Consider the following 23,611-nt stretch of genomic DNA (forward strand, 5'->3'; position numbering starts at 1 on the left):
CGTCCTTAGGGGTAGCCTGTCCGGGCGTCCTCAGGTTATCCCGGCCAGCTCGCACGCTCTAAGCTGGCGAGCGTGAGTGGCTGGGTGCCCGACGTTTCGCCGGGCTGTTGGCAGCACACGATCCCGCTGGGCCCCGATCCCCACGGCCAGCCCACCACGACCGCTCACGCCGCGCTGGCTCGTGCACGGCTACATCGACTGCTTCGTCAACAACGCGCTGGCCGACCACGACCGGGAACTCGACACGGCGCTGGCCGCTATCGGCGCACACAGCGGCCGGGCGCCCCGGTGATGTGCGGGAACGGGTGAGCTGCGTGGAAACCTACGATCTTGCGATCATCGGGACCGGTTCGGGCAACAGCATTCTCGATGAACGCTACGCCGGAAAGCGGGTGGCGATCTGCGAGCAGGGCACCTTCGGCGGCACCTGCCTCAACGTCGGCTGCATTCCCACCAAGATGTTCGTCTACGCCGCCGAGGTGGCCCAAACCGTGCGCGGCGCAGCCCGTTACGGCATCGATGCGCACATCGACCGAGTGCGCTGGGACGACATCGTCTCGCGCATCTTCGGCCGCATCGACCCGATCGCGATCAGCGGCGAAGACTATCGGCGCTGCTCACCCAACATCGACGTCTACGCCCAGCACACCCGGTTCGGGCCGGTCCAGCCAGACGGACGCTACCTGCTGCGCACCGACGTCGGCGACGAATTCACCGCCGAACAAGTGGTCATTGCCGCCGGGTCACGGCCGGTGATCCCGCCGGCCATCCTCGCCTGCGGGGTCGACTACCACACCAGCGACACCATCATGCGGATCGCCGAATTACCCGAGCATCTGGCAATCATCGGCGGCGGTTTCGTCGCGGCCGAATTCGCACATATCTTCTCTGCGCTCGGCGTGCGCATCACCCTGGTGATCCGCGGCGGCACACTGCTTCGGCACTCCGATGACACCATCTGCGAGCGCTTCACCCGCATCGCGTCGACGAAATGGGAACTGCGCACCCATCGCAACGTCGTCGGCGCGCACCACGAGGGATCGCAGGTCGTCCTGGAACTCGACGACGGCTCGGCCGTGCGCGCCGACACCGTGCTGGTGGCCACCGGCCGGATGCCCAACGGCGATCTGCTGGACGCCGAACAGGCCGGTATCGATCTCGACAAAAGCAGAGTGGTGGTCGACGAATACCAACGTACTTGTGCCCGGGGCGTTTTCGCGCTGGGTGACGTCTCCTCGCCCTACGAGCTCAAGCATGTCGCCAACCATGAAGCCCGCGTCGTGCAACACAACCTGCTGTGCGACTGGGACGATACCGAGTCGATGGTGATGACCGACCACCGTTACGTGCCGTCGGCCGTGTTCACCGATCCGCCGGTCGCCACCGTCGGGCTGACTGAAAACCAGGCTGTGGCAAAGGGTTTTGATGTCTCATGCGCGATTCAGGATTACGGCGACGTGGCCTACGGCTGGGCGATGGAGGACACCACCGGGATCGTCAAGATCATCGCCGAACGGGGCAGCGGCCGGCTGCTGGGCGCACACATCCTGGGCCACCAGGCCTCCTCGATCATCCAGCCGCTGATCCAGGCGATGAGCTTCGGGCTGACCGCGCAGCAGATGGCACGCGGCCAGTATTGGATCCATCCGGCGCTGCCCGAGGTCGTCGAAAATGCGCTGCTGAATCTGCGCTGACCGGCTCTGCGTGCTGGCCCGGTCAGTCTCCGGCGGCCTGACATCGCGGGCAGAGCCCGTGCAGGGTCAGCCCCGCCCGCTCCGAGAGCGCGAAGGAGCTGCCCGCCATCGCGTGCTCGAGCGCCGCACTCAGCCGTCGTGCGGGCACTTCGATGATCGCTCCGCAGCGGGTGCACACCGCGTGATGGTGTGGGTCTGCGGCCAATCCGTAGGTCGTGACGCCGTTCTCGAGCGTCAGCGCGTGCAGCACTCCCTGGTCCACCAGCGTCGTCACCGTTCGGTAGACCGTCGCCAAGTCGGGCGGTGTCAGCCCGGCCGGAGCGGCCTCGCGCAGCCGATGATGGATCTCCGCCACCGATAGGTGGCCGTTGACCGGTTCGATCACCGCCAGCACCGCGATCCGCGACGCCATGCGCCGCAGCCCGTGCGCACGCAACAGTTCGCCGATCCGCTCCGTGACGGCCGCGTCCAACGCCGATGGACCGGTCACCCCTTCAGTATCACGCACCGGGTCGGCGAAGCACAGCCATTGACCGGATCGGTCGGCGCAGGTGCCAGACTGGCCGTCGTGCCGAGGTTGTCGCGCGCCGACCCGCTGCGCCCGGCCCCGCCGGGCTTGCGATCGCCGCTGGGTTCGATCTGCGACGTGCTGCCCGCGGCGGCAGCGCTGCTGAAAGTTGCCGGCGCGATCGATGCGCTCGGGCTGACCAACTGGGCCGGCGACGTCCGACGCGTCGTGGTGCTACTGGTCGACGGCCTGGGTTGGCACCTGTTGTCGGAGCTGGTCGCCGACGCGCCGCTGCTGGCGGCTGTGGTGGGCGGGGGCATCGGCCGACTCGACGAACTGGTCTGCGCATTTCCCTCGACCACGCCGACGAGCCTGGTGTCGCTGGCGACCGGTGCGCAACCGGGTGAGCACGGCGTGTTGGGTTTCACGCTGAAGCTGCCGCACACCGACCGGGTGCTCAACCACATCGACTGGCGTGACGACCCGCCGCCCGCCCGATGGCAGCCTGTGGCGACGTGGTTCGAACGACTCGACCGCGCCGGGGTCGGCACCCGCGCGGTCTTGCCGGCGGCGTTTGTCGGCAGCGGGCTCACCGACGCGGTGTATCGCGGAGCCCGGATTCGCCCGACGCCCCACGACGCGGACTACGGCGAGCAACTGTGCGACGAGATCAACGCGGCACCGGGATTGGTCTACGGCTACACGGCGGCCCTGGACACCGCCGCGCACCTGTCCGGGATCGGGTCACCGCAATGGCACGCCGCGGCAACCTACGTCGATACGCTGCTTCGGCGACTGGCCGAATCGCTGCCGGCCGATACAGTACTGCTGGTCACCGCCGACCACGGCGGCGTGAACGTCGAACCGGACGCACGGATCGACCTCGACACCGACCCTCGGCTGGCCGCCGGAGTGCGGGTCGTCGCCGGTGATCCCCGGGTGCGTTACCTCTACACCGAACCCGGTGCCGCTGCCGATGTGCTGGCGGCGTGGAGCGAAACGCTGGCCGGGCGGGCCGAGGTCTACAGCCGGGACGACGCCGTGGCGGCCGGGTTGTTCGGCCCGGTGCGCCCGGAGCACCTGCCCCGACTCGGTGACGTCGTGGTGGTCTGCGCCGGACAGACGGCGGTGCTGGCCAGCGCCCACGAGCCGCCCGAGGTGGCCGGCCTGATCGGCCTGCACGGTGGCGCAACTGCGGCCGAGATGGCGATTCCGCTGATTGTGTTGCGGGGCTGATCCCAGCGGCAGCCGGCCCGTCGACACCTGCAAAACTCTTGCGGCGTTCCTGCGAATCACCCGCAAGACACCGATGTCTGTTCTACCGTTCGGTCTGGGCTGGGGTTCACCGATTCGAGGGGACGCGACATGCTCGGGGGCGCGCTGGACAAGCGGCCGTCGACGTGGTCGAGGCTACGGGGCGCATTGATGCCCGACGAGTGGCTGCGGCTGGGAGCGATGTTCGCAGTGATCGTCGCGCTGCACCTGATCGGGTGGATCACCCTGGTGCTCATCGTCCAGCCAGCACATTTGAGCCTCGGCGACAAAGCATTCGGCCTCGGCATCGGGCTGACTGCCTACACGCTGGGGTTGCGGCATGCGTTCGACGCCGATCACATCGCCGCGATCGACAACACCACCCGCAAGCTGATGAACGACGGCCAGCGGCCGCTTGGGGTCGGTTTCTTCTTCTCGCTGGGCCACTCGTCGGTTGTGTTCGGGTTGGCGGTGCTGCTGGCCATCGGGGTGAAGGCCATCATCGGCCCCGTGGAGCAGGGCTCCTCGGCACTGCACCACTACACGAGCTTGATCGGCACCAGCGTCTCGGGGGCGTTCCTGTACTTGATCGCGGTCATCAACGTTGTCATCCTGGTCGGCATCCTGGGGGTGTTCGCGCGGATGCGCCGCGGCCACTATGACGAGGCCGAGCTCGAAGCACAGTTGAATAGCCGCGGATTGCTCAACCGGTTACTAGGTCGCTTTACCAAATCGATTACCAAGTCCTGGCACATGTACCCGGTTGGCCTGTTATTCGGGTTGGGTTTCGACACCGCAACCGAAGTCGCGCTGCTGGTGTTGGCGGGTAGCAGTGCTGCGGCGGGTGTGCCGTGGTATGCGATTTTGTGCCTGCCGGTGCTGTTCACCGCGGGCATGTGCCTGCTGGACACCATTGACGGGTCGTTCATGAACTTTGCCTACGGCTGGGCGTTTTCCAACCCAGTGCGAAAGGTCTACTACAACATCACCATTACCGGGCTGTCGGTAGCGGTCGCGCTGCTGGTGGGCAGCGTTGAACTCCTCGGGCTGCTTGCCGATCAGTTTGGCTGGACCGGCGCGTTCTGGAACTGGGTCGGCAGCGTCGACCTCAACATGATCGGCTTCGCGATTGTCGCGTTATTTGTCGTGACTTGGATTGTGGCCCTGCTTGTTTGGCGCTATGGCCGCATCGAGGAGAAGTGGAGCGTGCAAGCCGAGCGCGTTGGGTAAAACGCGTCGATGACAAGCTGGCTTGGATCAGCGCCAAGCCGCGGGCACCGCCCGCTGCCGGCGGCGCTGGGCAGCACTCCCCTTGCCGGTCCGCCGGGCCTCGCGGCCGGCGTGCCGGCGATGCCGCTGGTAGGCGGAATGGGCCACGGCCTCAGCGCTGCACCGAAATACGGCTTCCGCCCGACCGTGGTGGCACGCCCACCAGCCGCGGGGTAAGCAACCGGATCCCGGTATCGGTGCGCCCGGTGCGCGATCTGCGTCGCGGACGACTCGGACGGGTGTCCGGCCGGGTCGCGACCTACCCGTCGCGGACGGTGGTCCGGAAAAGTTAACGATGTCGTTTGCCGTCGGCCGCCGACCATCGGTTTTGCGCTGCTACAGTTGAGCCACCGTGACGCGAAACGACAGGCCGCCGCGGTCGCGATCGGTTATCGCGACCGTAGTCGCGCTGTGCGTGTTCGCCGCTGCCTTGGGCGGCTGGGTGCTGCAGTTCGAGCGTGCCGTATCTGTGCCGCCGCCCACCTCGCCGACGTCACTGGTCGCTGCGCATGCCGACCAGCCGAGTTTCGACCACAAAAAATCGCCGGTAAGCCAGACGGCGTTCAAATCTGCAGGCTTAAAACGCAATCGGCCCGAGCCGTCGCTACGCCTGGATCCCGCGCTGCGGGAAGTGCCGCTGCCCGGTCCCGCCGGCGCCTCGAGTTGGACGCCGGGCGGAGCCGATTCCGCAGCGCCTGCCATCGCCCTTGCCGGTCACGATCTCTTAACACAGTTCTGCGTGGCTCGACGCTGATCGCCCAGCGCTGCACCGTTGCCCTTCGCCGCGACGGCCGCTGAGCGCTGTCCACTTTGATTCGGCGCGCCGAATCACCCTGTGCGCAGCCATGACGCGCGACAGTGTGGCACACACGCTCCGTCAGACGGCGTTCACCGCTCGCGCTATTTCGGTAAGCCCGTGCCTTTGAGGAGATTCTCAATGAAGTTGTCAAGCCGCCGCGGCGGTAGGTGCGGGCTGGTATGCCGTGCCGTCGCGGAGCATGGCCCATACCACGTTGAGGCGGCGGCGCGCCAAAGCGAGGACGGCTTGGGTGTGGGTTTTGCCTTCGGATCTTTTGCGGTCGTAGTAGGTGCGCGAGGCGGCGTCGGTGCGGATGGCGATTTGGGCGGACAGGTAGCAGGCGCGCAGCAGGCGGCGGTGGTAGCGGCGGGGGCGTTTGAGGTTGCCGCTGATGCGCCCGGAGTCGCGGGGTACCGGGGCCAGTCCGGACACGCCGGCGAGGCGGTCGACGGAGTCGAAGCCGCATATGTCGCCGCCGGTGGCGGCGAGGAACTCGGCGCCGAGCACGACACCGAAGCCGGGCATGCTCAAGATGATTTCAGCGTGGCGGTGGCGGCGAAATCGCTCCTCGATCATCGTCTCGGTGTCGTCGATTTCGATGTCGAGGGCCATCACCTCCTTAGCCAGGCGAGCCACCACGGTGGCAGCCAGGTGTTGTCCGGGCACGATGGTGTGCTGGGCGTTAGCGGCCGCAAGGGCTTTGGACGCGACAGCATCGGCATTGCGGGCCTTACGTTTTCGCAACCAGGCGGCCAGCTCAGCAGCACCGGCGCGGCGCAGCCCGTCAGGCGTTTGATAGCCGGTAAGCAAAATCAACGCGGCCTTGCTGGTGCTGTAGTCAAAGGCGCGTTCCAGGGCGGGGAAGTATTCCAGCAGCTGGGCCCGCAGCCGGTTGATCGCCCGGGTGCGATCGGCCACCAAATCAGCGCGCCGGCTGGTGAGGATGCGCAGTTCCACCGCGATCTCGTCGCCGGGTCGCAACGGCTGCAGGTCGCGGCGCATCCGGGCCTGATCGGCAATGATCGCGGCGTCTTTGGCGTCGGTCTTGCCATCGCCGCGGTAGCCGCCCGAGGCGTGATAGACGGTGCGCCCGGGGATATACAGCAGCCGCTGCCCGGCCCCGACCAGCAGAGCAATCAACACCGCAGCGCCACCACCGTTGAGATCGATCGCCCAGGTGATCTCAGCGCCATCAACCACAGTGCTGACCGTGCTGATCAACTCCAGCAGCGCAGTTTCGTCGTTAGCGACCCGCTGCGCCAGCAGCCGCTGCCCTTCGGCGTCGATGACCACACAGTAGTGATCAGATTTACCGGCGTCGACACCAGCCCACAACTGCTGCCCCACAACCACCTCCGTAATCGCCGTAACAATCGACCCAGCAGACGACCACGCCGACGTGTCCTTACACAGCGATCGAATCGCATCTCTCAATTAGCGGTCGAGTCGTCGCGGGACGCCGGGCGGCCAATCTCCTTCGGCCATCACCGACGGCAAACCCATGAAAGCCATACCCGACGCCCCTGGGCAGTTCGAAGCCTACGGCCAACGGCAACGACCACCCTGCAAGAAAGGTAAGGATGCCCATGTCTTTAGCAGCCATCCAACCGCAAATGTCGCCAGCCGGCCGCTTGGCTGCTGCGCGCCATCGCGTCAGCGCTCCCGGTTGGTATACATCCTGCCCAGCCGTCAACCCGATTGTGGTTCGCAAAGAAAAGGTATAGCAATGGATTTCGGGATGCTTCCGCCGGAAGTCAATTCCTGGCGCATGTACTCCGGTCCCGGCTGTGGACCGATGCTCGCCGCCGCTGCGGCCTGGGACCAGGTGGCCGGTGAACTCAGATCCGCTGCCGTCGACTACGGCTCGGTGATCTCCGGTTTGACCAGCGGGCCGTGGCAGGGCGCGTCCGCGTCGTCGATGACGGCGGCTGCGGCACCGTTTGTGGCATGGTTGGCCGCCGCAGCCGGTCAAGCCGAAGAGGCCGCAGCCGGAGCCAAGGCGGCAGCGGCCGCCTTCGAGGCGGCTTATGCGATGACGGTGCCTCCGCCGTTGATCGCCGCCAATCGCGCGCAACTGATGTCGTTGATCGCGACAAATGTTGTGGGCCAAAACAGTCCGGCGATTGCTGCCACCGAAGCCCACTACGACGAGATGTGGGCCCAGGATGCGGCGGCGATGTACGGCTACGCCGGCAGCGCGGCGGTGGCATCGAAGGTGAGTGCCTTCACCTCACCGCCGATCACCGTCAATCCGGCTGGACTGGCCAGCCAGGGCGCGACGCTCGCACAAACCGCGAGTACGTCGAGCGCAACGGAGACCCAGACGGCTTTGACTCAGTTGACCTCCGCGGTACCGCAGGCGTTGCAGAGCCTCACCTCGCCCGGCTCGTCGACCTCGTCAACATCACTGATGTCGGCGGTGAACAGCCTCAATAGCCTGTCGACCCCGGTGCGGACTGCCGCGTATCTGGCGAATACACCGATCACGAGCGTCAACTCGCTGAACTCCATTGCGAAGTCTCTGGGGTCGACGACCACCACGGCGGCTTCCAGCGTCAAAGCGGGGGAATCGGCCTTCGCGGGCGGGTTGAGTTCGTTGCTGGGCGCGGTGGGTTCATCGGCCAGTCCGGGTTCTGGCGGGCCGGCGGTATCGGCGGGTATCGGCCAGGCAATTTCGATCGGCCCGTTGTCGGTGCCGCAGGCATGGACGGCGGCTCCACCAGCCGGCGGCGTCGGCCAGCCTGCTGGGGGTCTGGCAGGATCCGCCGCCGGCGCCGCACCGGCGACCGGATCGGCGAGCGTACCGCCCGTGATGCCGATCGGGTCGATGGGCGGACGCGGTTTGAACGCTCCCCCGTCGCAATATGCCGTGCGGCCGACTGTGATTCCCCGTTCACCGTCGGCCGGGTGACCGCCCCGCTTCTGGCGTCGTCGTGGTGGCATCCAGTCTCGGCGAGGTAGGCGTTTTGTCCTGCCCCGCAACCGCTGCACCAGGAGGCCGGCTGCTCCCCCACCAAAACACAGCCACGACAACGTGATCCGTGCTGCACGCGTAAGTGGTCGGTCAGTCGCCCCCGATCGTGCTCACCCGCGCCTCGGCGTACGCCCGCGCGGCGTCCACCACCGCCGCGAAGAGCCGCAGATCCTCGAGGCTTTCCTCCGGATGCCACTGCACGGCCAGCACGAAGTTGTCGCCGGGTAGTTCGAGCGCCTCGACCACACCGTCGGCGTCCCACGCGCTGACCACCAGGCCTTCGCCGACTTGGGCAATGGCCTGGTGGTGGTAGCAGCGCGCCTGACAGGACTTGCCCATCAGGGCTGCCAGCCGGGTACCGGGCACGGTGCGCACCGGCAATGTGGTGAACACCGCGTTGCCGGCCCGGTGTCCGCTGTGCCCGATGACGTCGGGCAGATGCTGATGCAGCGTGCCGCCGAAGGCGACGTTGAGCACTTGGGCGCCGCGGCAGATGCCCAACACCGGCAGCCCGCGCCGCAGCGCCGCGTCGAGCAAGGCAAACTCCCAGGCGTCGCGCTCGCGCCCCGGCTCGTCGGTGGCCGGATGGGGCGCCTGGCCATAGGCGCCGGGGTCAATGTCGTTGCCCCCGGTGATCACCAGAGCGTCCAGGCTGTCGAGCACCCGATCGGCGATCTCGGCGTCGACCGGCTGCGGCGGCAATAACACCGCGATACCGCCGGCCCGCGTGACACCGTCGAAGTAGGCGGCGGGCAAAAATCCTGCACGCACGTCCCATATCCCACTCCGGGCCCGGTCCAGATAAGACGTCATGCCTACCACCGGCTTAGCGAATCGGAAGGGGTTCACTGCCGCTCTCCCTGGTGACCAGCGCACCGCACGCAACCATCGTATTTGCCACCGGCCGATGGCCGGCCCGCAGCGCCGGGCCGAGTGCCTGAAAGGTGGCTAGAAGGTGTGGGTGCGCAGCACGATCTCGGCCGCCAGTTGCGCGGTCGCCTCATGCGCATTGCGCCGCCCGAGCAGCTCCACGATGCGGTAGTCGGCGTAGACATACCGCTGGCTGGCCCGCGCCACCGCGCGCGCCGCGGGGGTGCTGACCAGTGCCGTGGTGTTGACCTCCACCGGCGGGCAGTGCGCGTCGCGGATGACACCGGCCAGGTCGGCCACGCGGGGATGCCCCCGGTCGATGGCGACCAAACCGGTGAACCGGTCCAGCCGGGTCGCCGCCAGTTCCCAGGCGACGTCTCCGCCGGCGCGGTCGCCGACCACCACACCCCACTGGATGTCGAGCGCGTCGAGGATGCCGACCACCGACTTGGGCGTCAGCCTCGGATCCGGGCCGATGACGATGGTCCGCAGCGAGGCGGTGTGCAGGCGTTCGCAGACCGCGTCGTATGCGGCGACCGCGCGCTGCGCTGCGCCAAGCACCACCACGACGGAGCCCTTGTCCGGACCGGTCACGCTGACCGGGACGGGGAAGCCGTCGACGGTGGTCATCATCGTCGAGGGCACTCGAAGCAAGGTACGTCATTCGGCTCGTCCGCGGGCCGTTTCGCTCAGGTCTCTCAGGGCAATATCAGGATCCGGATTCGCCGGAGCCACCCACGCCTATACACCAGGGGCGTATTGGCTACTGCAGCACTGCTATTCGCCCAGCCGCGAAACGATGCGCGGACGCCTCGGTGGCCCCTCGTCAAGCAGGCCGGCAATCGCGTCGATGTTGACATGCGTGGCCAATAGATCTGCGATCAAGTCCAATTGGGCGTCCCGGCGGGCCACCACGTCGACATCGTCGGCGACCGCGAACCCATCGCGGCCGGCCACGGTCGCGGCGTCGGTCAACCACTGGCGGCGGAAGGCGTCGTTGTCGAACACGCCATGCCAATGGGTGCCGAACACGTGATCGCGCCGATAGCCCTGCGCGCATCCGTCAGCCTCGAACCACGTCGCCTCGCCGCAGCGCCGCACCCGGCCGTGGTGAATCTCGTAGCCGGTCAGCGGTGTGAGCCACCGGCGCAGCACCTTCTCCGCACCGAACACGATGTCGGCGTCGAGCAGGCCCAGCCCCTCGACGCGCCCGGAATGGGTTTCCACCCGGTCGTCGATGGTCCGGCACAGCATCTGAAAACCACCGCAGATACCCAGCACGACACGGCCCGACCGGGCGTGGGCGACCACGGCTTGGGCCAGGCCACGGTCGTGCAGCCAGCGCAGATCGGCGACGGTGGCCTTGCTGCCCGGCACCACGATCACGTCGACCTCGGCCACGTCGGCGGGTTCGGTGGCCCAATGCACCAGTACACCGGGTTCGCAGGCCAGCGCCTCGATGTCGGTGGAATTGGAGATTCGGGGCAGGCGCAGTGCGGCGACCCGCAACCATTGACGGCCGCGCGGCGGCGCCGGGATGCCCAGAACCCGGGTGGCCTGCACCGACACCGAGTCCTCGGCGTCGAGCCACAGCTCTTCGGCGTACGGCAGCACGCCGTAGGTGGGCCGACCGGTCAGTTCGTGCAGTTGCCGCAAGCCGGGCGCCAGCAGCGCGGGATCACCGCGGAATTTGTTGACGATGAAGCCGGCGACCAGTGCCTGGTCTTGCGGGTCGAGCACCGCGACCGTGCCGAACAGGTGGGCCAGCAGGCCGCCGCGGTCGATGTCACCCACCAGGATTACCGGCAGATGTGCCGCCCGGGCCAGGCCCAGGTTAGCCAAATCCGTTGCGCGTAAGTTGATCTCCGCGGGCGACCCGGCGCCCTCGCAGATCACCGCGTCGAATTCGGCTCGCAGGCTTGACAACTCGTCGTTAACCACTGCGGCCAGTCGGTCGCGATGCGCCCAGTAGCCGGCCGCGGTGACCGAGTCGGCCACCTGACCCCGGATCACCAGCTGCGACGTGCGCTCGCCGCCGGGTTTGAGCAGGATCGGGTTGAACCTGATGCTGGGTTGCAGGCCCGCGGCGCGGGCTTGCATGGCCTGGGCCCGGCCGATTTCGCCGCCCTCGACGGTGACCACGGAATTGTTGGACATGTTCTGCGCCTTGAACGGTGCGACTCGCAGCCCCTTGCGCGCCAGCAACCGGCACAGGCCGGCGACGACGATGGACTTGCCGGCGTCGGAGCTGGTGCCGGCCACCAGCAGTGCGCCGCTCACGTGGCTGTGGCGAGCAGACGCAGAATCGCACGATTACCGTCTCGAACGTGCGATTCTGCGTCTGCTCGCGCGCGCAAAGTCACAGCTGGGTCAGGATTTCGGCGCCGGTGTCGGTGACGAGCAGCGTGTGCTCGAACTGAGCACTCCACTTGCGGTCCTTGGTAACCACCGTCCACCCGTCGTCCCAGATTTCGTAGTCCAGCGCACCAAGGTTGATCATCGGCTCGATGGTGAACGTCATCCCTGGCTCGAGGATGGTGGTGACCGCGGGCTGGTCGTAGTGCAGCACGACCAGCCCGTTGTGAAACGTGGTGCCGATGCCATGCCCGGTGAAATCACGAACGACGTTGTAGCCGAACCGGTTTGCGTAGGACTCGATTACCCGGCCGATCACCGACAACGAACGGCCCGGTTTGACCGCTTTGATCGCGCGCATCATCGCCTCGCGAGTGCGCTCCACCAGCAGCCGGTGCTCCTCGGAGACGTCACCGGCCAGAAACGTGGCATTGGTGTCGCCGTGCACTCCGTGGATGTAGGCGGTGACATCGATGTTGACGATGTCGCCGTCCTCGATCACCGTCGAGTCCGGAATCCCGTGGCAGATCACCTCATTCAACGAAGTGCAGCACGACTTCGGAAAACCCTTGTAGCCCAACGTCGACGGGTAGGCACCGTGGTCGATCATGTATTCGTGTGCGATCCGGTCGAGTTCGTCGGTGGTCACGCCAGGCGCGACCGCCTTTCCTGCCTCGGCGAGCGCGCCGGCCGCGATCCGGCCAGCGATGCGCATCTTCTCGATGACCTCGGGTGTCTGCACCCAGGGCTCACTGCCCTCCCGTGCGGTCGGCTTGCCCACGTATTCCGGACGAGGGATCGACTTGGGCACCGGCAGTGTCGGAGACAGCACGCCAGGTGACAGCGCGGCTCGCACAGGCATGCCGCCAGCTTACTGGCGGTCCGGCAGGCACTCAGGCCGAGCGGCGTTTCAGCCAGGACCGGCGCGGCCCGCGGATGACGACCGATCCACACACCACCCGACCGGTCAGCACCACGTGCGGAGTGCCTTCGGCCGGGGCGTTCTTGCGGCGGTCGGTGGCGCTGCCGACGTAGACCTCGACGTCGTCGATCGAGGCGCTGGCACCGTCGGGCAGGCGGATGTCGACGCCGCCGAATTTCATGTCGAGCTCGATGACCACCACGGGTCCCGCGAATCGGGCCTTGACCAGGTCCAATTCGACCGGGCCCAGGCGGCGCACCAGCGCCAGCCGGGTTGGCACGATCCATTCGCCGTGGCGTTTGAGTGATCCCAGCCAGCCGCGCAACTCCACACGGTCGGCAGCCGACGTGACGATCGCGCCGGGGCCGGGCAGGTCACCAACCAGGCCGTCAAGTTCGCCACGGGTCCGCGCGCAGGACACCTGCGACGAGCGTTGTTCGAACTCGTTGATGTCGATCAGCCCGAGCGCGACGGCGTTGTGCAGCCGCCGCAGGGTGCCGTTGCGGTCGGCATCCGAGATCCGCAGGCCTGCCAATTCGTCCGGGCGGGTCATAGCGGTTTTAATGTACCGCTGCCCGGGTGTGCGGGCCGCCGCGGAAAATCGGGGCTATCACGTCAGGTAGTCGCCCGGCAGCTGGTCGAACATAAACTTGGTCATCCGCACCGCGTACTCCGAACTGCCGCCCCCGACGATCAGCGACGCGAATGCCATATCGCCCCGATAGCCGGCGAACCAGGAATGCGACCCGCCGGGAAATTCGGCTTCCCCCGTCTTGCCGAACACCGCGCCGCAATCGGAGATGTCCGACGCGGTGCCGTTGGTCACCACCAGCCGCATCATCGGGCGCAGCCCGTCGAGCATCTTGGGAGTGATCGGCGTGGCATCACCGGAGACCTTCGTCGGTCGTCCCTCGATGAGCTGCGGCAGTGGAGTCTTCCCGGCCGCCACCGTGGCCGCGACCAGGGCCATGCCAAACGGGCTGGTCAGCACCTTGCCCTGGCCGAACCCGTCCTCGGTGCGCTCGGCCAGGTCGACGGTCGGCGGAACGGACCCCGTCACGGTGGGGATGCCATCGACCTGGTAGTCGAGGCCCAGGCCGTACTGGGCGGCCGTCTGCGACAGGCCGCGTGGCGGCATCCGGCTGGCCAGCTCGGCGAACGTGGTGTTGCACGAACTGGCGAACGCGCGTGACATCGGCACCACGCCGAGGTCGAATCCGCCGTAGTTCGGAATCGTCCGATGCCCGATGTCGATCTCACCAGGGCAGCCCAACAGCGTGTTCGGCGTGGCCATGTCGCGCTCCAGCGCCGCGCCGGCGGTCACCATCTTGAAGGTCGATCCGGGTGGGTACAGGCCGGTGGTGGCGACCGGGCCGTCGGCGTCGGCGGCGGCGTTCTGCGCGACGGCGAGGATCTCCCCGGTCGACGGCTTGATCACCACGATCATGGCCTTGCGGGGCTGGTTGTCCACGGCGTGCTGGGCGGCGTTTTGCACCGTGCGGTCCAGGCTGATCGTGATCGACGGGGCGGGCGACGGCTCAACTTCGTGCAGCACGGCCACGTCGACACCATTCTGGTTGACGCTGACCACCCGCCAGCCCGCCTGGCCGTCGAGTCGATCGACGACGGCCTTCTTCACCTCGCTGATGACGGCCGGTGCGAACCGGTCATCGGTCGGCAGCAGTTCGGCCTGCGGCGTGATCACCACCCCGGGCAAGTTGCCGATCGCGGGGGCGACGCGATTGTTGTCGTCGACGCGCAGCGTGATCAGGTCCAGCGGCTTGGGTGCGGAGCTGGCCCGCTCGGCCAGTTGCTGCGGATCCAGCGTGTCGTCGAACGGCCGCAACGCATCGGCCACCGCGCGGGCCGTGCTGGCCAGCTGGGTGCCGGCCCGGCTGGCGTCCAGCGCGTAGTGGTACAAGTAGCCCGGGACCAGCACGTCGGTGCCACCGGCCTCGTTGACCGAAGCGCGCCGCGGCGGGTCAGCGCGCAGCGCGAACGTCTGGTGGTCGCCGAGCTTGGGATGCAACCCGGTGGCGGTCCACCGGATCTGCCAGCGGCCCTCGTCGCGCGCCATCTTCAGCTGGCCCTCGTAGGTCCAGGTGCGGTTTTTGGGCAGATGCCAGGTGTAGCGGTAGGCGACCGCTCCGGTGTCCTCGGTGTACTTGGCGCCCAGCACCCGCGCATCCAGGTGGGTGGCCTGCAGCCCGGCCCAGGCCGCGTTGAGTGCTGCGCGGGCATCGCTGGGATCGTCGGTGAGCTGTGCCGCCGTCGCCGTGTCGCCGGTGGCCAGTGCGGCGAAGAAGCGCTCGGCGGCCGGACCGGGGCCGTCGGGACGCGGGGTGCAGCCCGGCGCGGTGAGCGCCGCAGCCAAACCCAGGCATGCGACCGCTGATACAAATGAGATTCCTGTTGCCATTGAGGCTGATGTTAAGTGGCTTGCCGGCCTCGCGGGGAGCGCCACACCGAAACCGAACCGTGACGGCCACGCCTCGATCGGCCATGTGGCGAAGCAGTGCACGTGGCCACCGGCTTAAACGTCGACTTCGGTGCCGGGCACCGGCCGGGTCAGTCCAGCAGCACGGTGGCGAAGGTGCCAACCTCACGGAAGCCGACCCGGGCGTATGCGGCCCGGGCCACGGTGTTGAAGTCGTTGACGTACAGGCTGGCAATACGTCCGGTGCCCACGATCACCGCCGCCAGCGTGGCGGTGCCCGCGGCGCCCAAACCCCGCCCGCGGCGCTCGGGATGCACCCAGACCCCCTGAATCTGGCCCACCGCCGGCGACTGCGAGCCGACCTCAGCCTTGAAGATGACCTCGCCGTCCTCGAAGCGGGCCCACGCGCGCCCCGCCGAGATCAGGTTGGCGACCCGGCGGCGATAGCCCCGGCCGCCGTCACCGAGCCGGGGATCGACACCCACCTCGCCGATGAACATGTCGACGGCCGCGACCAGATACGCGTCGAGCTCGTCGGGGCGTACCTGGCGCACCTCGGGATCGATCGCGCAGGCGGGCATGCGGTCCAGCGCCATCAACGGCTGACGGTCGCGCACGTCGCGGGCCGGGCCCCAGGCGGATTCCAGCCGCCGCCACATCGGCATGACCAGTTCGGCCCGGCCGACCAGCGACGAGCAGCGCCGCGCCGCGCTCATCGCCTCGTCGGCGAACGCGTGCAGATCCTCGAGCGCGCCGCGCAGCGGTATCAGGTTGGCCCCCGCGTAGCACAGCGATTCGTCAGCGCCGCGGCGCGTCCACAGTTCGCCGCCGATCGAGCCGGGGTCGATGCCGTGGTCGGCGACCCGCGCGGCGACCATGCACGATCCGACGGGATCGGCGTCGAGAACCCGGCCCACGGCCGCGGCGTCGCGCACCACCGACACCCGTCGCTCGTCGACCAGGCGAAAGATGGGCGGAGCCGACATGGGAAGTCTTTCTGTGCGGCCGGGTGGCCCGAGTAGCCTTTATTAGCTTACGGTCACAACGGGTGAACCGCTTGTAGTTGTGCCCGCTTCGGAGCCAAGCTGGGCAGCCAGCCGCATGGCTTCTTCGATCAGCGTCTCGACGATCTGCGATTCGGGGACGGTCTTGATCACTTCGCCCCGCACGAAAATCTGACCCTTGCCATTGCCCGACGCGACGCCCAGGTCGGCCTCGCGGGCCTCCCCCGGACCGTTGACCACACAGCCCATCACCGCCACCCGCAGCGGCACCTCAAGGCCCTCGAGCCCGGCGCTGACCTCGTTGGCCAGCGTGTAGACGTCGACCTGGGCGCGACCGCATGACGGGCAGGACACGATCTCCAGCGAACGCGGCCGCAGGTTGAGCGACTCCAAGATCTGGTTGCCGACCTTGACCTCCTCGACCGGAGGCGCCGACAGCGAAACCCGGATGGTGTCGCCGATGCCCTTCGACAGCAGTGCGCCAAACGCCACCGCGGACTTGACGGTGCCCTGAAACGCCGGACCCGCCTCGGTGACGCCGAGGTGCAACGGGTAGTCACACCGGGCCGCCAGCAGCTGGTAGGCCTGGACCATGACGACGGGGTCGGTGTGTTTGACGCTGATCTTGATGTCGGAAAAACCGTGCTCCTCGAACAGCGAGGCCTCCCACAGCGCAGACTCGACCAGCGCCTCAGGGGTGGCCTTGCCGTGCTTCTCCAGGAACCGTTTGTCCAGTGATCCGGCATTGACCCCGATGCGGATCGGGATGCCGGCCTCGCCGGCGGCCTTGGCGACCTCGGCGACCCGACCGTCGAATTCCTTGATATTGCCCGGGTTTACCCGCACCGCCGCGCAGCCCGCCTCGATCGCGGCGAAGATGTAGCGCGGCTGGAAGTGGATGTCGGCGATCACCGGGATCTGGCTGTGGCGGGCGATTTCGGCCAGCGCGTCGGCGTCCTCCTGGCGCGGGCAGGCCACCCGCACGATGTCGCAGCCGGCCGCGGTCAGTTCGGCGATCTGCTGCAAGGTGGCGTTGACGTCGTGGGTTTTGGTGGTGCACATCGACTGCACCGAAATCGGATAGTCGCTGCCCACCCCGACGTTGCCGACCATCAGCTGACGCGTCTTGCGGCGCGGGGCCAAGACCGGTGCGGGCGATGCCGGCATCCCTAGGCCGACGCTCATCGTTTCTCCTACTGGAACAGCCTGATCGGGTTGACCAGATCGGCGGTCACGGTCAACAGCATGTAGCCGACCACCAGCACCAACACTACGTAGGTTGCCGGCATGAGCTTGAGGTAGTTCACCGGCGCTGCCGCGACCATGCCGCGCGCCGAGCGGATCATGTTGCGGACCTTTTCGTACACGGCGATCGCGATGTGCCCGCCGTCGAACGGCAGCAGCGGCACCAGGTTGATCGCGCCCAGGATGAAGTTCAGCTGGGCCAAAAAGAACCAGAACGCCACCCACAGCCCGTGGTTGACGGTGTCGCCGCCGATGATCGACGCGCCCACCACGCTGATCGGTGTCTCCGGATCGCGCTGGCCGCCGCCGATGGCATGCACCAGCGCGCCGACCTTGGTCGGGATCGCGGCCAGCGCCTTGCCCAGCTCGACGGACAGTTCACCGGTGAAGGTGACGGTGGCCGGCACGGCGGAGATCACGGTGTGCCGCGTCGGCGGGTAGGTCTTGGGTGCCACACCGATCATGCCGACATTCGACGGCGTGTCACCGTCGCCGACCCAACGCCGGGTGGGGACGACGGTCACCGGCAAGGTGAGCGTCTTGCCGTCGCGCTCCACGACGAACGGGACGGTGCCGTGCAGCTTGCGCACCGCGGCCGCCATTTCGTCGAAGGTGTGCACGTCGGTGTCGCCGACCTTGACCACGACGTCACCGGCGCGGATGCCGGCCGCGGCCGCCGGACCCGGGCCAGTGCACTGCCCAAACTGGCCTTTACTCAATTCAGCTGGCACACAAGCGGTTTCGCCCACCACTGCCGCAGTGGGCGGATGCAGGTTGGGCAGGCCCCAGGCCACGGCGATGACGTAGACCAGCAGTAACCCGATGAAAAAGTTCATCGCCGGACCGGCGAGCAGCACCGCGGCACGCTTCCAGGTTTTCTGCTTGTACATGGCGCGGTCGCGTTCGTCGGGGGTGAGGTCCTCGACCACCGTCATCCCGGCGATGTCGCAGAAACCGCCGGCCGGAATGGCCTTGACGCCGTATTCGGTCTCGCCGCGCCGCGTCGACCACAAGGTCGGGCCGAACCCAACGAAATACCGGCGAACCTTCATCCCGGTGGCGCGCGCCGCCCACATATGCCCGCATTCGTGCAGCGCCACCGAGATCAAGATGGCCAGCGCGAATGCCACGATGCCGAACACAAACATCATCGGGTGGGCATGACCTCCTGGGTGGCTCGATCGATGAGGCGCCCGGCCTTCTCCCGGGCCCAGCGCTGCGCGGCGAGTACGTCATCCACGGTAGCGGGTGCATCCCTCAAATGAGGGGCCCGCTCTTCGGCGTCGGCTAGCACGTCGGCGATCGTGCGCACGATTGCCGGGAAGCTGATCCGCCCGGCCAGGAATGCCGCCGCGGCTTCTTCGTTGGCGGCGTTGTACACCGCGGTCATGCAGCCGCCGGCCCGGCCGGCGCGCCGGGCCAGCTCCACCGCCGGGAAGACCTCGGTGTCCAGCGGTTCGAACTCCCAGCACGAGGCCGTAGAAAAGTCGCAGGCGGCGGCAGCGCCGGGCACCCGGTCGGGCCAGCCCAGCGCCAGCGCGATCGGCAGCTTCATGTCCGGGGGGCTGGCCTGGGCGATGGTCGAGCCGTCGGTGAACGTGACCATCGAATGCACGATCGACTGCGGGTGGACGACGACGTCGATGCGCTCGTAGGGAACACCGAACAGCAGATGTGTTTCGATCAGCTCGAGCCCCTTGTTGACCAGCGACGCCGAGTTCAGCGTGTTCATCGGCCCCATCGACCAGGTCGGATGTGCCCCGGCCTGCTGGGGTGTGACGTGCTCGAGGTCCGCCGCCGACCAGCCGCGGAACGGGCCACCGGAGGCGGTCAGCACGATTTTGGCGACCTCGTCGGGGGTGCCGCCGCGCAGGCATTGGGCCATCGCCGAGTGCTCGGAGTCGACGGGCACGATCTGCCCCGGCTTGGCCGCCCGCAGCACCAGCGGGCCGCCGGCCACCAGCGACTCCTTGTTGGCCAGCGCCAGCCTGGCGCCGGTGGCCAGCGCCGCCAGGGTGGGCTTCAAGCCGAGCGCGCCGACCAGGGCGTTGAGCACGACGTCGGCCTGCGTGTCTTCAATCAGCCGAAGAACGGCATCGGGTCCGCGGTAGGTGACGTCGCCGAGCGCCTCGGCGACGTCCTCGTCGGTGACCGCGACCTTGGTCACGCCGGTCTCGGCGCGCTGGCGCGCGAGCAGCTCCGGATGCCCGCCGCCGGCGGCCAGCCCGGCGACCTCGAAGCGATCCGGGTGAGCGGCGATGACCTCCAGGGCCTGGGTGCCGATCGAGCCGGTGCTGCCCAGCACCAAGACTTTGATGCGGCGGCTGGTCACCCACTTATTGTGCCGTGTGCCTGCACGGCCCGGTAAATGTCGACGTCGCCGGAGCCGGTGCGCACCCGGATCAGCAGCGTCTCGTCCCCCTCAGCGGGTCCGTCGGACGGGCTCAGCCGGTTGGTGACGACGCCCGAGCCGGTCACGATGTCGAGCTGAGCGGCGGTGCCCTCGGGTATGCCGAGCCCGATGTCTCCGCTGCTGGTGTGGGCGACCACCGCTCCGTAAACGGCGGCAGCGACATCGACCGCACCGGACGAGGTCTGCGCATTCACGTTGCCGCGCAGCCGGTCGACGGTCAGCGAGCCGCTGGCCGCCTGGAACTTCACGTCGCCGTCGAGCAGGCCCACGTCGACGTTGCCTGACGCGGTAGCCGCCTTGAGCCGGCCGACGACCGACTGCACCGCCAGGTTGCCGCTGGACGAGGCAAATCGGAAGGAGGCGAATTCCCCCTCGGCGTGTACGTCGGCGGCGGCCACAGCCACCTGCACACCGGACCGGGACGGCAGTTCGACGACGATGTCGACCGCGCCCATCCGGTAACCCAGGAAGCCCTGCTTGGCCGGCGCCACGGCCAGTTTGCCGTTGGCATAGGAGATGCGGGCCTGTTCGGCGGATCGGACGTCGGCTTGGCGGGAGGGGTCGTGCGGGCGAACTTCCACGACGGTGTTGCCGCTGTCGGTGGCGACGAGGCGAATCGAGCCGCTACCGGCATGGAGGCTCGCGGTGATGGGTTGCGGGGTGGGAAAGCTCGGCATCGGTTTCCTTACCTTTCTTGCAGGGTGGTCGTTGCCGTTGGCCGTAGGCTTCGAACTGCCCAGGGGCGTCGGGTATGGCTTTCATGGGTTTGCCGTCGGTGATGGCCGAAGGAGATTGGCCGCCCGGCGTCCCGCGACGACTCGACCGCTAATTGAGAGATGCGATTCGATCGCTGTGTAAGGACACGTCGGCGTGGTCGTCTGCTGGGTCGATTGTTACGGCGATTACGGAGGTGGTTGTGGGGCAGCAGTTGTGGGCTGGTGTCGACGCCGGTAAATCTGATCACTACTGTGTGGTCATCGACGCCGAAGGGCAGCGGCTGCTGGCGCAGCGGGTCGCTAACGACGAAACTGCGCTGCTGGAGTTGATCAGCACGGTCAGCACTGTGGTTGATGGCGCTGAGATCACCTGGGCGATCGATCTCAACGGTGGTGGCGCTGCGGTGTTGATTGCTCTGCTGGTCGGGGCCGGGCAGCGGCTGCTGTATATCCCCGGGCGCACCGTCTATCACGCCTCGGGCGGCTACCGCGGCGATGGCAAGACCGACGCCAAAGACGCCGCGATCATTGCCGATCAGGCCCGGATGCGCCGCGACCTGCAGCCGTTGCGACCCGGCGACGAGATCGCGGTGGAACTGCGCATCCTCACCAGCCGGCGCGCTGATTTGGTGGCCGATCGCACCCGGGCGATCAACCGGCTGCGGGCCCAGCTGCTGGAATACTTCCCCGCCCTGGAACGCGCCTTTGACTACAGCACCAGCAAGGCCGCGTTGATTTTGCTTACCGGCTATCAAACGCCTGACGGGCTGCGCCGCGCCGGTGCTGCTGAGCTGGCCGCCTGGTTGCGAAAACGTAAGGCCCGCAATGCCGATGCTGTCGCGTCCAAAGCCCTTGCGGCCGCTAACGCCCAGCACACCATCGTGCCCGGACAACACCTGGCTGCCACCGTGGTGGCTCGCCTGGCTAAGGAGGTGATGGCCCTCGACATCGAAATCGACGACACCGAGACGATGATCGAGGAGCGATTTCGCCGCCACCGCCACGCTGAAATCATCTTGAGCATGCCCGGCTTCGGTGTCGTGCTCGGCGCCGAGTTCCTCGCCGCCACCGGCGGCGACATATGCGGCTTCGACTCCGTCGACCGCCTCGCCGGCGTGTCCGGACTGGCCCCGGTACCCCGCGACTCCGGGCGCATCAGCGGCAACCTCAAACGCCCCCGCCGCTACCACCGCCGCCTGCTGCGCGCCTGCTACCTGTCCGCCCAAATCGCCATCCGCACCGACGCCGCCTCGCGCACCTACTACGACCGCAAAAGATCCGAAGGCAAAACCCACACCCAAGCCGTCCTCGCTTTGGCGCGCCGCCGCCTCAACGTGGTATGGGCCATGCTCCGCGACGGCACGGCATACCAGCCCGCACCTACCGCCGCGGCGGCTTGACAACTTCATTGAGAATCTCCTTTGGTGGTTTCAGCGCACCCAGCCGCCGACGTGATGGCCGCCTGCGGTCGCAGGGTGGTTGCCGGCGGCGGATCGCGCCGCGGCGGCCGCTGCGCGCACCAGCCAGGCGTTCAGCGACAACCCGTCGCGGCGAGCGGCGCCCTCGACAGCCGCACGCAGGCCTTCGGGCAGACGCAGGGTGATCCGCCAGGTGCCGCCGCCGTCGTCGACAGCAACGAGCCGCTCTTCGGCGGGCTCGCCGAGCGGGGCGGACACGATGAACTCCGGGTCGCGGCCGCGCAGCCGGATTTCCACCGAGCGCGGGGCCAGTTCACGGGTGATTTCTTCGGCAGCCTCCGACAGGGCCTCCAGCAGTGCCAGCCGGATGGCGGATTCCAGCGGAGCGCTGAGCCGCTCCGCGAGCGCGCGGGCATCCGGACCACCCGCTGCGGCGGCGACATGGAGCTGGGCTCGCACGGCGTCGACGTACGGCTGCACGTCCATGGGCGTCATCATGACATCAATATGACATCATGGCAAGCGTCAATCTGGTGCGCGAGTGCGGGCGTCGCAGTATGCCACAATGGCGCGCGACACCGCCCACACCCAACTGGAGGAGTCGCCGTGGTCAGTACTGAGGTCGAGCGCCGCGCCGAGGTCGACACCGCCGAGGTGCCATCCGCGGCGTGGGGGTGGAGCAAGATCAATCACCGGACCTGGCGCATCACCGGCCTGGCCATCGTCGTGTTTCTGCTGTGCATGCTGCGAGGCAATCACGTCGGCCACATTGAGGACTGGTTCTTGGTCGGGTTTGCCGCCGTGACACTGGTTTTCGTTGTCCGCGACTGGTGGGGCCGCCGCCGGGGCTGGATCCGGTAGCGCTCAGCGCCGCAGCCGGCGCCAGACAGTTCCGGCCAGCAGCCCGCCGCCGAGCACGGCGAGCGCCATAACCCAGGGCCAGCCGCCATGCTGGTGCACCCATCCGGCGAGCGCACCCTGGATGCGGCCGGCGGCGGTGAGCACCGGGTCGCGCGGATTGGTGTGGGCGTGCAACAGGCGCACCTCGTAGAGGCCGTAGTAGCCGACATAGAGGCCGACCGCGATGAGCAGCGCGCCACCGATCCGGTTGACGAACGGCAGGATTGCCCGGATGCGGTCGGCCACTGCCGAACTCGCGGCTGCGGCGGCCACCGCCAGCACCCCGACCACCAATGTGAGGCCACAAACATAGGCGAGGTAGACCGACACCCGCGCGAGCACGGAGCCGCTGCGCAACGCCGCCGCCGTGACGGCCAGGAACGGCCCGATTGTGCACGACAGCGAGGCGATCGCATAGCTGACGCCGTAGCCATACATCGATCCGAGCCGCACGGTGGGCGCCCGTCGCCAACCCAGCGGTGCCAACATTTTCAGCTCGCGGCCCATCAGCAGCCAAACCCCCAGAGCGACAAGCACACTGCCGATCAGCACGGTCAGATAGGGCATGTATCGTTGCACCGCGGCCGCCGCAGAAACCGTCAGCGCCCCGAATAGCCCGAACACCGTCAGAAATCCCAGGGCCATGCCCACCGTGGCGACCAGCGCGCGACCCAGCGACGCCATCGGCGTGCCCGCAGCCGAGGATTCGCCACCCTCGCCGCGCACCACCAGCACCAGGTAGGCGGGCAGCATCGCGAAGCCACACGGGTTCAGCGCTGCCACCAACCCGGCGGCGAAGGCCAAGCTGACAAGGCCTTGGCTCACCAATAACG

The 23,611-nt window shown here is 67.8% G+C and carries 23 protein-coding genes; 8 read left to right on the plus strand and 15 right to left on the minus strand.

The window, feature by feature from the left end; all coding sequences use genetic code 11:
- Positions 1 to 314 precede the first annotated feature (314 nt).
- Positions 315 to 1,694 (plus strand): mycothione reductase, encoded by a 1,380-nt coding sequence (gene mtr, locus MHEC_RS16400; RefSeq protein WP_048892894.1) that lies wholly within the window; start codon positions 315 to 317, stop codon positions 1,692 to 1,694.
- Positions 1,695 to 1,716: 22 nt separating this feature from the next.
- On the opposite strand, the gene MHEC_RS16405 is transcribed toward mtr, so the two are convergent.
- Positions 1,717 to 2,184: a Fur family transcriptional regulator gene (locus MHEC_RS16405; RefSeq protein WP_048892874.1), complete on the minus strand. Its 468-nt coding sequence runs from the start codon at positions 2,182 to 2,184 to the stop codon at positions 1,717 to 1,719.
- An 87-nt stretch (positions 2,185 to 2,271) separates the two neighbouring features.
- Between MHEC_RS16405 and MHEC_RS16410 the strand changes: the two genes are divergently transcribed.
- The 4 genes from MHEC_RS16410 to MHEC_RS16425 all read left to right on the plus strand — a co-directional run bounded on the left by MHEC_RS16410 (position 2,272) and on the right by MHEC_RS16425 (position 5,479).
- On the plus strand, positions 2,272 to 3,438 hold the full coding sequence (locus tag MHEC_RS16410) for an alkaline phosphatase family protein (protein WP_235434941.1): 1,167 nt from the start codon (positions 2,272 to 2,274) through the stop codon (positions 3,436 to 3,438).
- A 129-nt stretch (positions 3,439 to 3,567) separates the two neighbouring features.
- Positions 3,568 to 4,686 carry a Nickel transporter NicT gene (gene nicT / locus MHEC_RS16415; protein WP_071700535.1) on the plus strand — a complete coding sequence of 373 codons (1,119 nt, stop codon included), beginning with the start codon at positions 3,568 to 3,570 and terminating at the stop codon, positions 4,684 to 4,686.
- Positions 4,687 to 4,695: 9 nt separating this feature from the next.
- The gene (locus tag MHEC_RS16420) at positions 4,696 to 4,902 is read left to right on the plus strand and encodes a PPE family protein, SVP subgroup (RefSeq protein WP_083569511.1); all 207 of its coding nucleotides are present in this window, start codon (positions 4,696 to 4,698) and stop codon (positions 4,900 to 4,902) included.
- Between the two features lie 175 nt (positions 4,903 to 5,077).
- Positions 5,078 to 5,479 carry a hypothetical protein gene (locus tag MHEC_RS16425; RefSeq protein WP_048892871.1) on the plus strand — a complete coding sequence of 134 codons (402 nt, stop codon included), beginning with the start codon at positions 5,078 to 5,080 and terminating at the stop codon, positions 5,477 to 5,479.
- A gap of 192 nt (positions 5,480 to 5,671) precedes the next feature.
- Here the strand turns inward: MHEC_RS16425 and MHEC_RS16430 are convergent, their stop codons facing one another.
- Positions 5,672 to 6,871 carry an IS110 family RNA-guided transposase gene (locus MHEC_RS16430; RefSeq protein WP_142358634.1) on the minus strand — a complete coding sequence of 400 codons (1,200 nt, stop codon included), beginning with the start codon at positions 6,869 to 6,871 and terminating at the stop codon, positions 5,672 to 5,674.
- A 379-nt stretch (positions 6,872 to 7,250) separates the two neighbouring features.
- On the opposite strand from MHEC_RS16430, the gene MHEC_RS16435 reads away from it, so the two are divergent.
- Positions 7,251 to 8,435, plus strand: coding sequence for a PPE family protein (locus MHEC_RS16435; protein WP_071700570.1), 1,185 nt, complete (start codon positions 7,251 to 7,253; stop codon positions 8,433 to 8,435).
- A 153-nt stretch (positions 8,436 to 8,588) separates the two neighbouring features.
- Here MHEC_RS16435 and MHEC_RS16440 read toward each other — a convergent pair whose 3' ends face one another.
- The 11 genes from MHEC_RS16440 to MHEC_RS16490 form a co-directional block, all read right to left on the minus strand.
- Positions 8,589 to 9,320, minus strand: coding sequence for a gamma-glutamyl-gamma-aminobutyrate hydrolase family protein (locus tag MHEC_RS16440; protein ID WP_172442139.1), 732 nt, complete (start codon positions 9,318 to 9,320; stop codon positions 8,589 to 8,591).
- 126 nt (positions 9,321 to 9,446) lie between these two features.
- Positions 9,447 to 9,998 carry an alpha/beta hydrolase gene (locus MHEC_RS16445; RefSeq protein ID WP_048892892.1) on the minus strand — a complete coding sequence of 184 codons (552 nt, stop codon included), beginning with the start codon at positions 9,996 to 9,998 and terminating at the stop codon, positions 9,447 to 9,449.
- 147 nt (positions 9,999 to 10,145) lie between these two features.
- A complete protein-coding gene (locus MHEC_RS16450; RefSeq protein WP_071700571.1) occupies positions 10,146 to 11,648 on the minus strand; it encodes a cobyric acid synthase in 1,503 nt (500 codons plus the stop codon).
- 79 nt (positions 11,649 to 11,727) lie between these two features.
- Positions 11,728 to 12,585, minus strand: coding sequence for a type I methionyl aminopeptidase (map, locus tag MHEC_RS16455; protein ID WP_048892867.1), 858 nt, complete (start codon positions 12,583 to 12,585; stop codon positions 11,728 to 11,730).
- A gap of 31 nt (positions 12,586 to 12,616) precedes the next feature.
- Positions 12,617 to 13,198 (minus strand): DUF1707 SHOCT-like domain-containing protein, encoded by a 582-nt coding sequence (locus MHEC_RS16460; protein ID WP_048892866.1) that lies wholly within the window; start codon positions 13,196 to 13,198, stop codon positions 12,617 to 12,619.
- Between the two features lie 57 nt (positions 13,199 to 13,255).
- Positions 13,256 to 15,064, minus strand: a complete 1,809-nt coding sequence (locus MHEC_RS16465) for a penicillin-binding transpeptidase domain-containing protein (RefSeq protein ID WP_048892865.1) — start codon at positions 15,062 to 15,064, stop codon at positions 13,256 to 13,258.
- A 149-nt stretch (positions 15,065 to 15,213) separates the two neighbouring features.
- Positions 15,214 to 16,068: a GNAT family N-acetyltransferase gene (locus MHEC_RS16470; protein WP_048892864.1), complete on the minus strand. Its 855-nt coding sequence runs from the start codon at positions 16,066 to 16,068 to the stop codon at positions 15,214 to 15,216.
- A 42-nt stretch (positions 16,069 to 16,110) separates the two neighbouring features.
- Positions 16,111 to 17,271 carry a flavodoxin-dependent (E)-4-hydroxy-3-methylbut-2-enyl-diphosphate synthase gene (gene ispG / locus MHEC_RS16475; protein WP_048892863.1) on the minus strand — a complete coding sequence of 387 codons (1,161 nt, stop codon included), beginning with the start codon at positions 17,269 to 17,271 and terminating at the stop codon, positions 16,111 to 16,113.
- A gap of 8 nt (positions 17,272 to 17,279) precedes the next feature.
- Positions 17,280 to 18,482 (minus strand): M50 family metallopeptidase, encoded by a 1,203-nt coding sequence (locus MHEC_RS16480; RefSeq protein WP_048892862.1) that lies wholly within the window; start codon positions 18,480 to 18,482, stop codon positions 17,280 to 17,282.
- The gene (dxr, locus tag MHEC_RS16485; RefSeq protein WP_048892861.1) at positions 18,479 to 19,663 is read right to left on the minus strand and encodes a 1-deoxy-D-xylulose-5-phosphate reductoisomerase; all 1,185 of its coding nucleotides are present in this window, start codon (positions 19,661 to 19,663) and stop codon (positions 18,479 to 18,481) included. Before dxr ends, MHEC_RS16480 begins: the two co-directional genes overlap by 4 nt.
- Positions 19,660 to 20,421: a DUF4097 family beta strand repeat-containing protein gene (locus MHEC_RS16490; RefSeq protein WP_048892860.1), complete on the minus strand. Its 762-nt coding sequence runs from the start codon at positions 20,419 to 20,421 to the stop codon at positions 19,660 to 19,662. Before MHEC_RS16490 ends, dxr begins: the two co-directional genes overlap by 4 nt.
- 239 nt (positions 20,422 to 20,660) lie before the next feature.
- Here MHEC_RS16490 and MHEC_RS16495 point away from each other — a divergent pair, with 239 nt between their 5' ends.
- A complete protein-coding gene (locus MHEC_RS16495; RefSeq protein ID WP_142358634.1) occupies positions 20,661 to 21,860 on the plus strand; it encodes an IS110 family RNA-guided transposase in 1,200 nt (399 codons plus the stop codon).
- A 30-nt stretch (positions 21,861 to 21,890) separates the two neighbouring features.
- Here MHEC_RS16495 and MHEC_RS16500 read toward each other — a convergent pair whose 3' ends face one another.
- Positions 21,891 to 22,364 carry a hypothetical protein gene (locus tag MHEC_RS16500; RefSeq protein ID WP_048893681.1) on the minus strand — a complete coding sequence of 158 codons (474 nt, stop codon included), beginning with the start codon at positions 22,362 to 22,364 and terminating at the stop codon, positions 21,891 to 21,893.
- A 120-nt stretch (positions 22,365 to 22,484) separates the two neighbouring features.
- Between MHEC_RS16500 and MHEC_RS16505 the strand changes: the two genes are divergently transcribed.
- A complete protein-coding gene (locus MHEC_RS16505; RefSeq protein ID WP_048893682.1) occupies positions 22,485 to 22,739 on the plus strand; it encodes a DUF2631 domain-containing protein in 255 nt (84 codons plus the stop codon).
- A gap of 3 nt (positions 22,740 to 22,742) precedes the next feature.
- Here the strand turns inward: MHEC_RS16505 and MHEC_RS16510 are convergent, their stop codons facing one another.
- Complete coding sequence (locus tag MHEC_RS16510; protein ID WP_048893683.1) at positions 22,743 to 23,603, minus strand: cytochrome c biogenesis CcdA family protein; 861 nt, start codon at positions 23,601 to 23,603, stop codon at positions 22,743 to 22,745.
- Positions 23,604 to 23,611 lie beyond the last annotated feature (8 nt).

Source organism: Mycobacterium heckeshornense (assembly GCF_016592155.1).
GTDB classification, from domain to species: domain Bacteria; phylum Actinomycetota; class Actinomycetes; order Mycobacteriales; family Mycobacteriaceae; genus Mycobacterium; species Mycobacterium heckeshornense.

What these genes read in the sequence shown, in the direction of transcription:
- nicT (WP_071700535.1), top strand. Translation starts at nt 3,568, where the DNA reads ATGCTCGGGGGCGCGCTGGACAAGCGGCCGTCGACGTGGTCGAGGCTA.
- MHEC_RS16420 (WP_083569511.1), top strand. Translation starts at nt 4,696, where the DNA reads ATGACAAGCTGGCTTGGATCAGCGCCAAGCCGCGGGCACCGCCCGCTG.
- MHEC_RS16435 (WP_071700570.1), top strand. Translation starts at nt 7,251, where the DNA reads ATGGATTTCGGGATGCTTCCGCCGGAAGTCAATTCCTGGCGCATGTAC.
- MHEC_RS16445 (WP_048892892.1), bottom strand. Translation starts at nt 9,998, where the DNA reads ATGACCACCGTCGACGGCTTCCCCGTCCCGGTCAGCGTGACCGGTCCG.
- map (WP_048892867.1), bottom strand. Translation starts at nt 12,585, where the DNA reads ATGCCTGTGCGAGCCGCGCTGTCACCTGGCGTGCTGTCTCCGACACTG.
- MHEC_RS16460 (WP_048892866.1), bottom strand. Translation starts at nt 13,198, where the DNA reads ATGACCCGCCCGGACGAATTGGCAGGCCTGCGGATCTCGGATGCCGAC.
- MHEC_RS16465 (WP_048892865.1), bottom strand. Translation starts at nt 15,064, where the DNA reads ATGGCAACAGGAATCTCATTTGTATCAGCGGTCGCATGCCTGGGTTTG.
- MHEC_RS16470 (WP_048892864.1), bottom strand. Translation starts at nt 16,068, where the DNA reads ATGTCGGCTCCGCCCATCTTTCGCCTGGTCGACGAGCGACGGGTGTCG.
- ispG (WP_048892863.1), bottom strand. Translation starts at nt 17,271, where the DNA reads ATGAGCGTCGGCCTAGGGATGCCGGCATCGCCCGCACCGGTCTTGGCC.
- MHEC_RS16480 (WP_048892862.1), bottom strand. Translation starts at nt 18,482, where the DNA reads ATGATGTTTGTGTTCGGCATCGTGGCATTCGCGCTGGCCATCTTGATC.
- MHEC_RS16490 (WP_048892860.1), bottom strand. Translation starts at nt 20,421, where the DNA reads ATGCCGAGCTTTCCCACCCCGCAACCCATCACCGCGAGCCTCCATGCC.
- MHEC_RS16500 (WP_048893681.1), bottom strand. Translation starts at nt 22,364, where the DNA reads ATGGACGTGCAGCCGTACGTCGACGCCGTGCGAGCCCAGCTCCATGTC.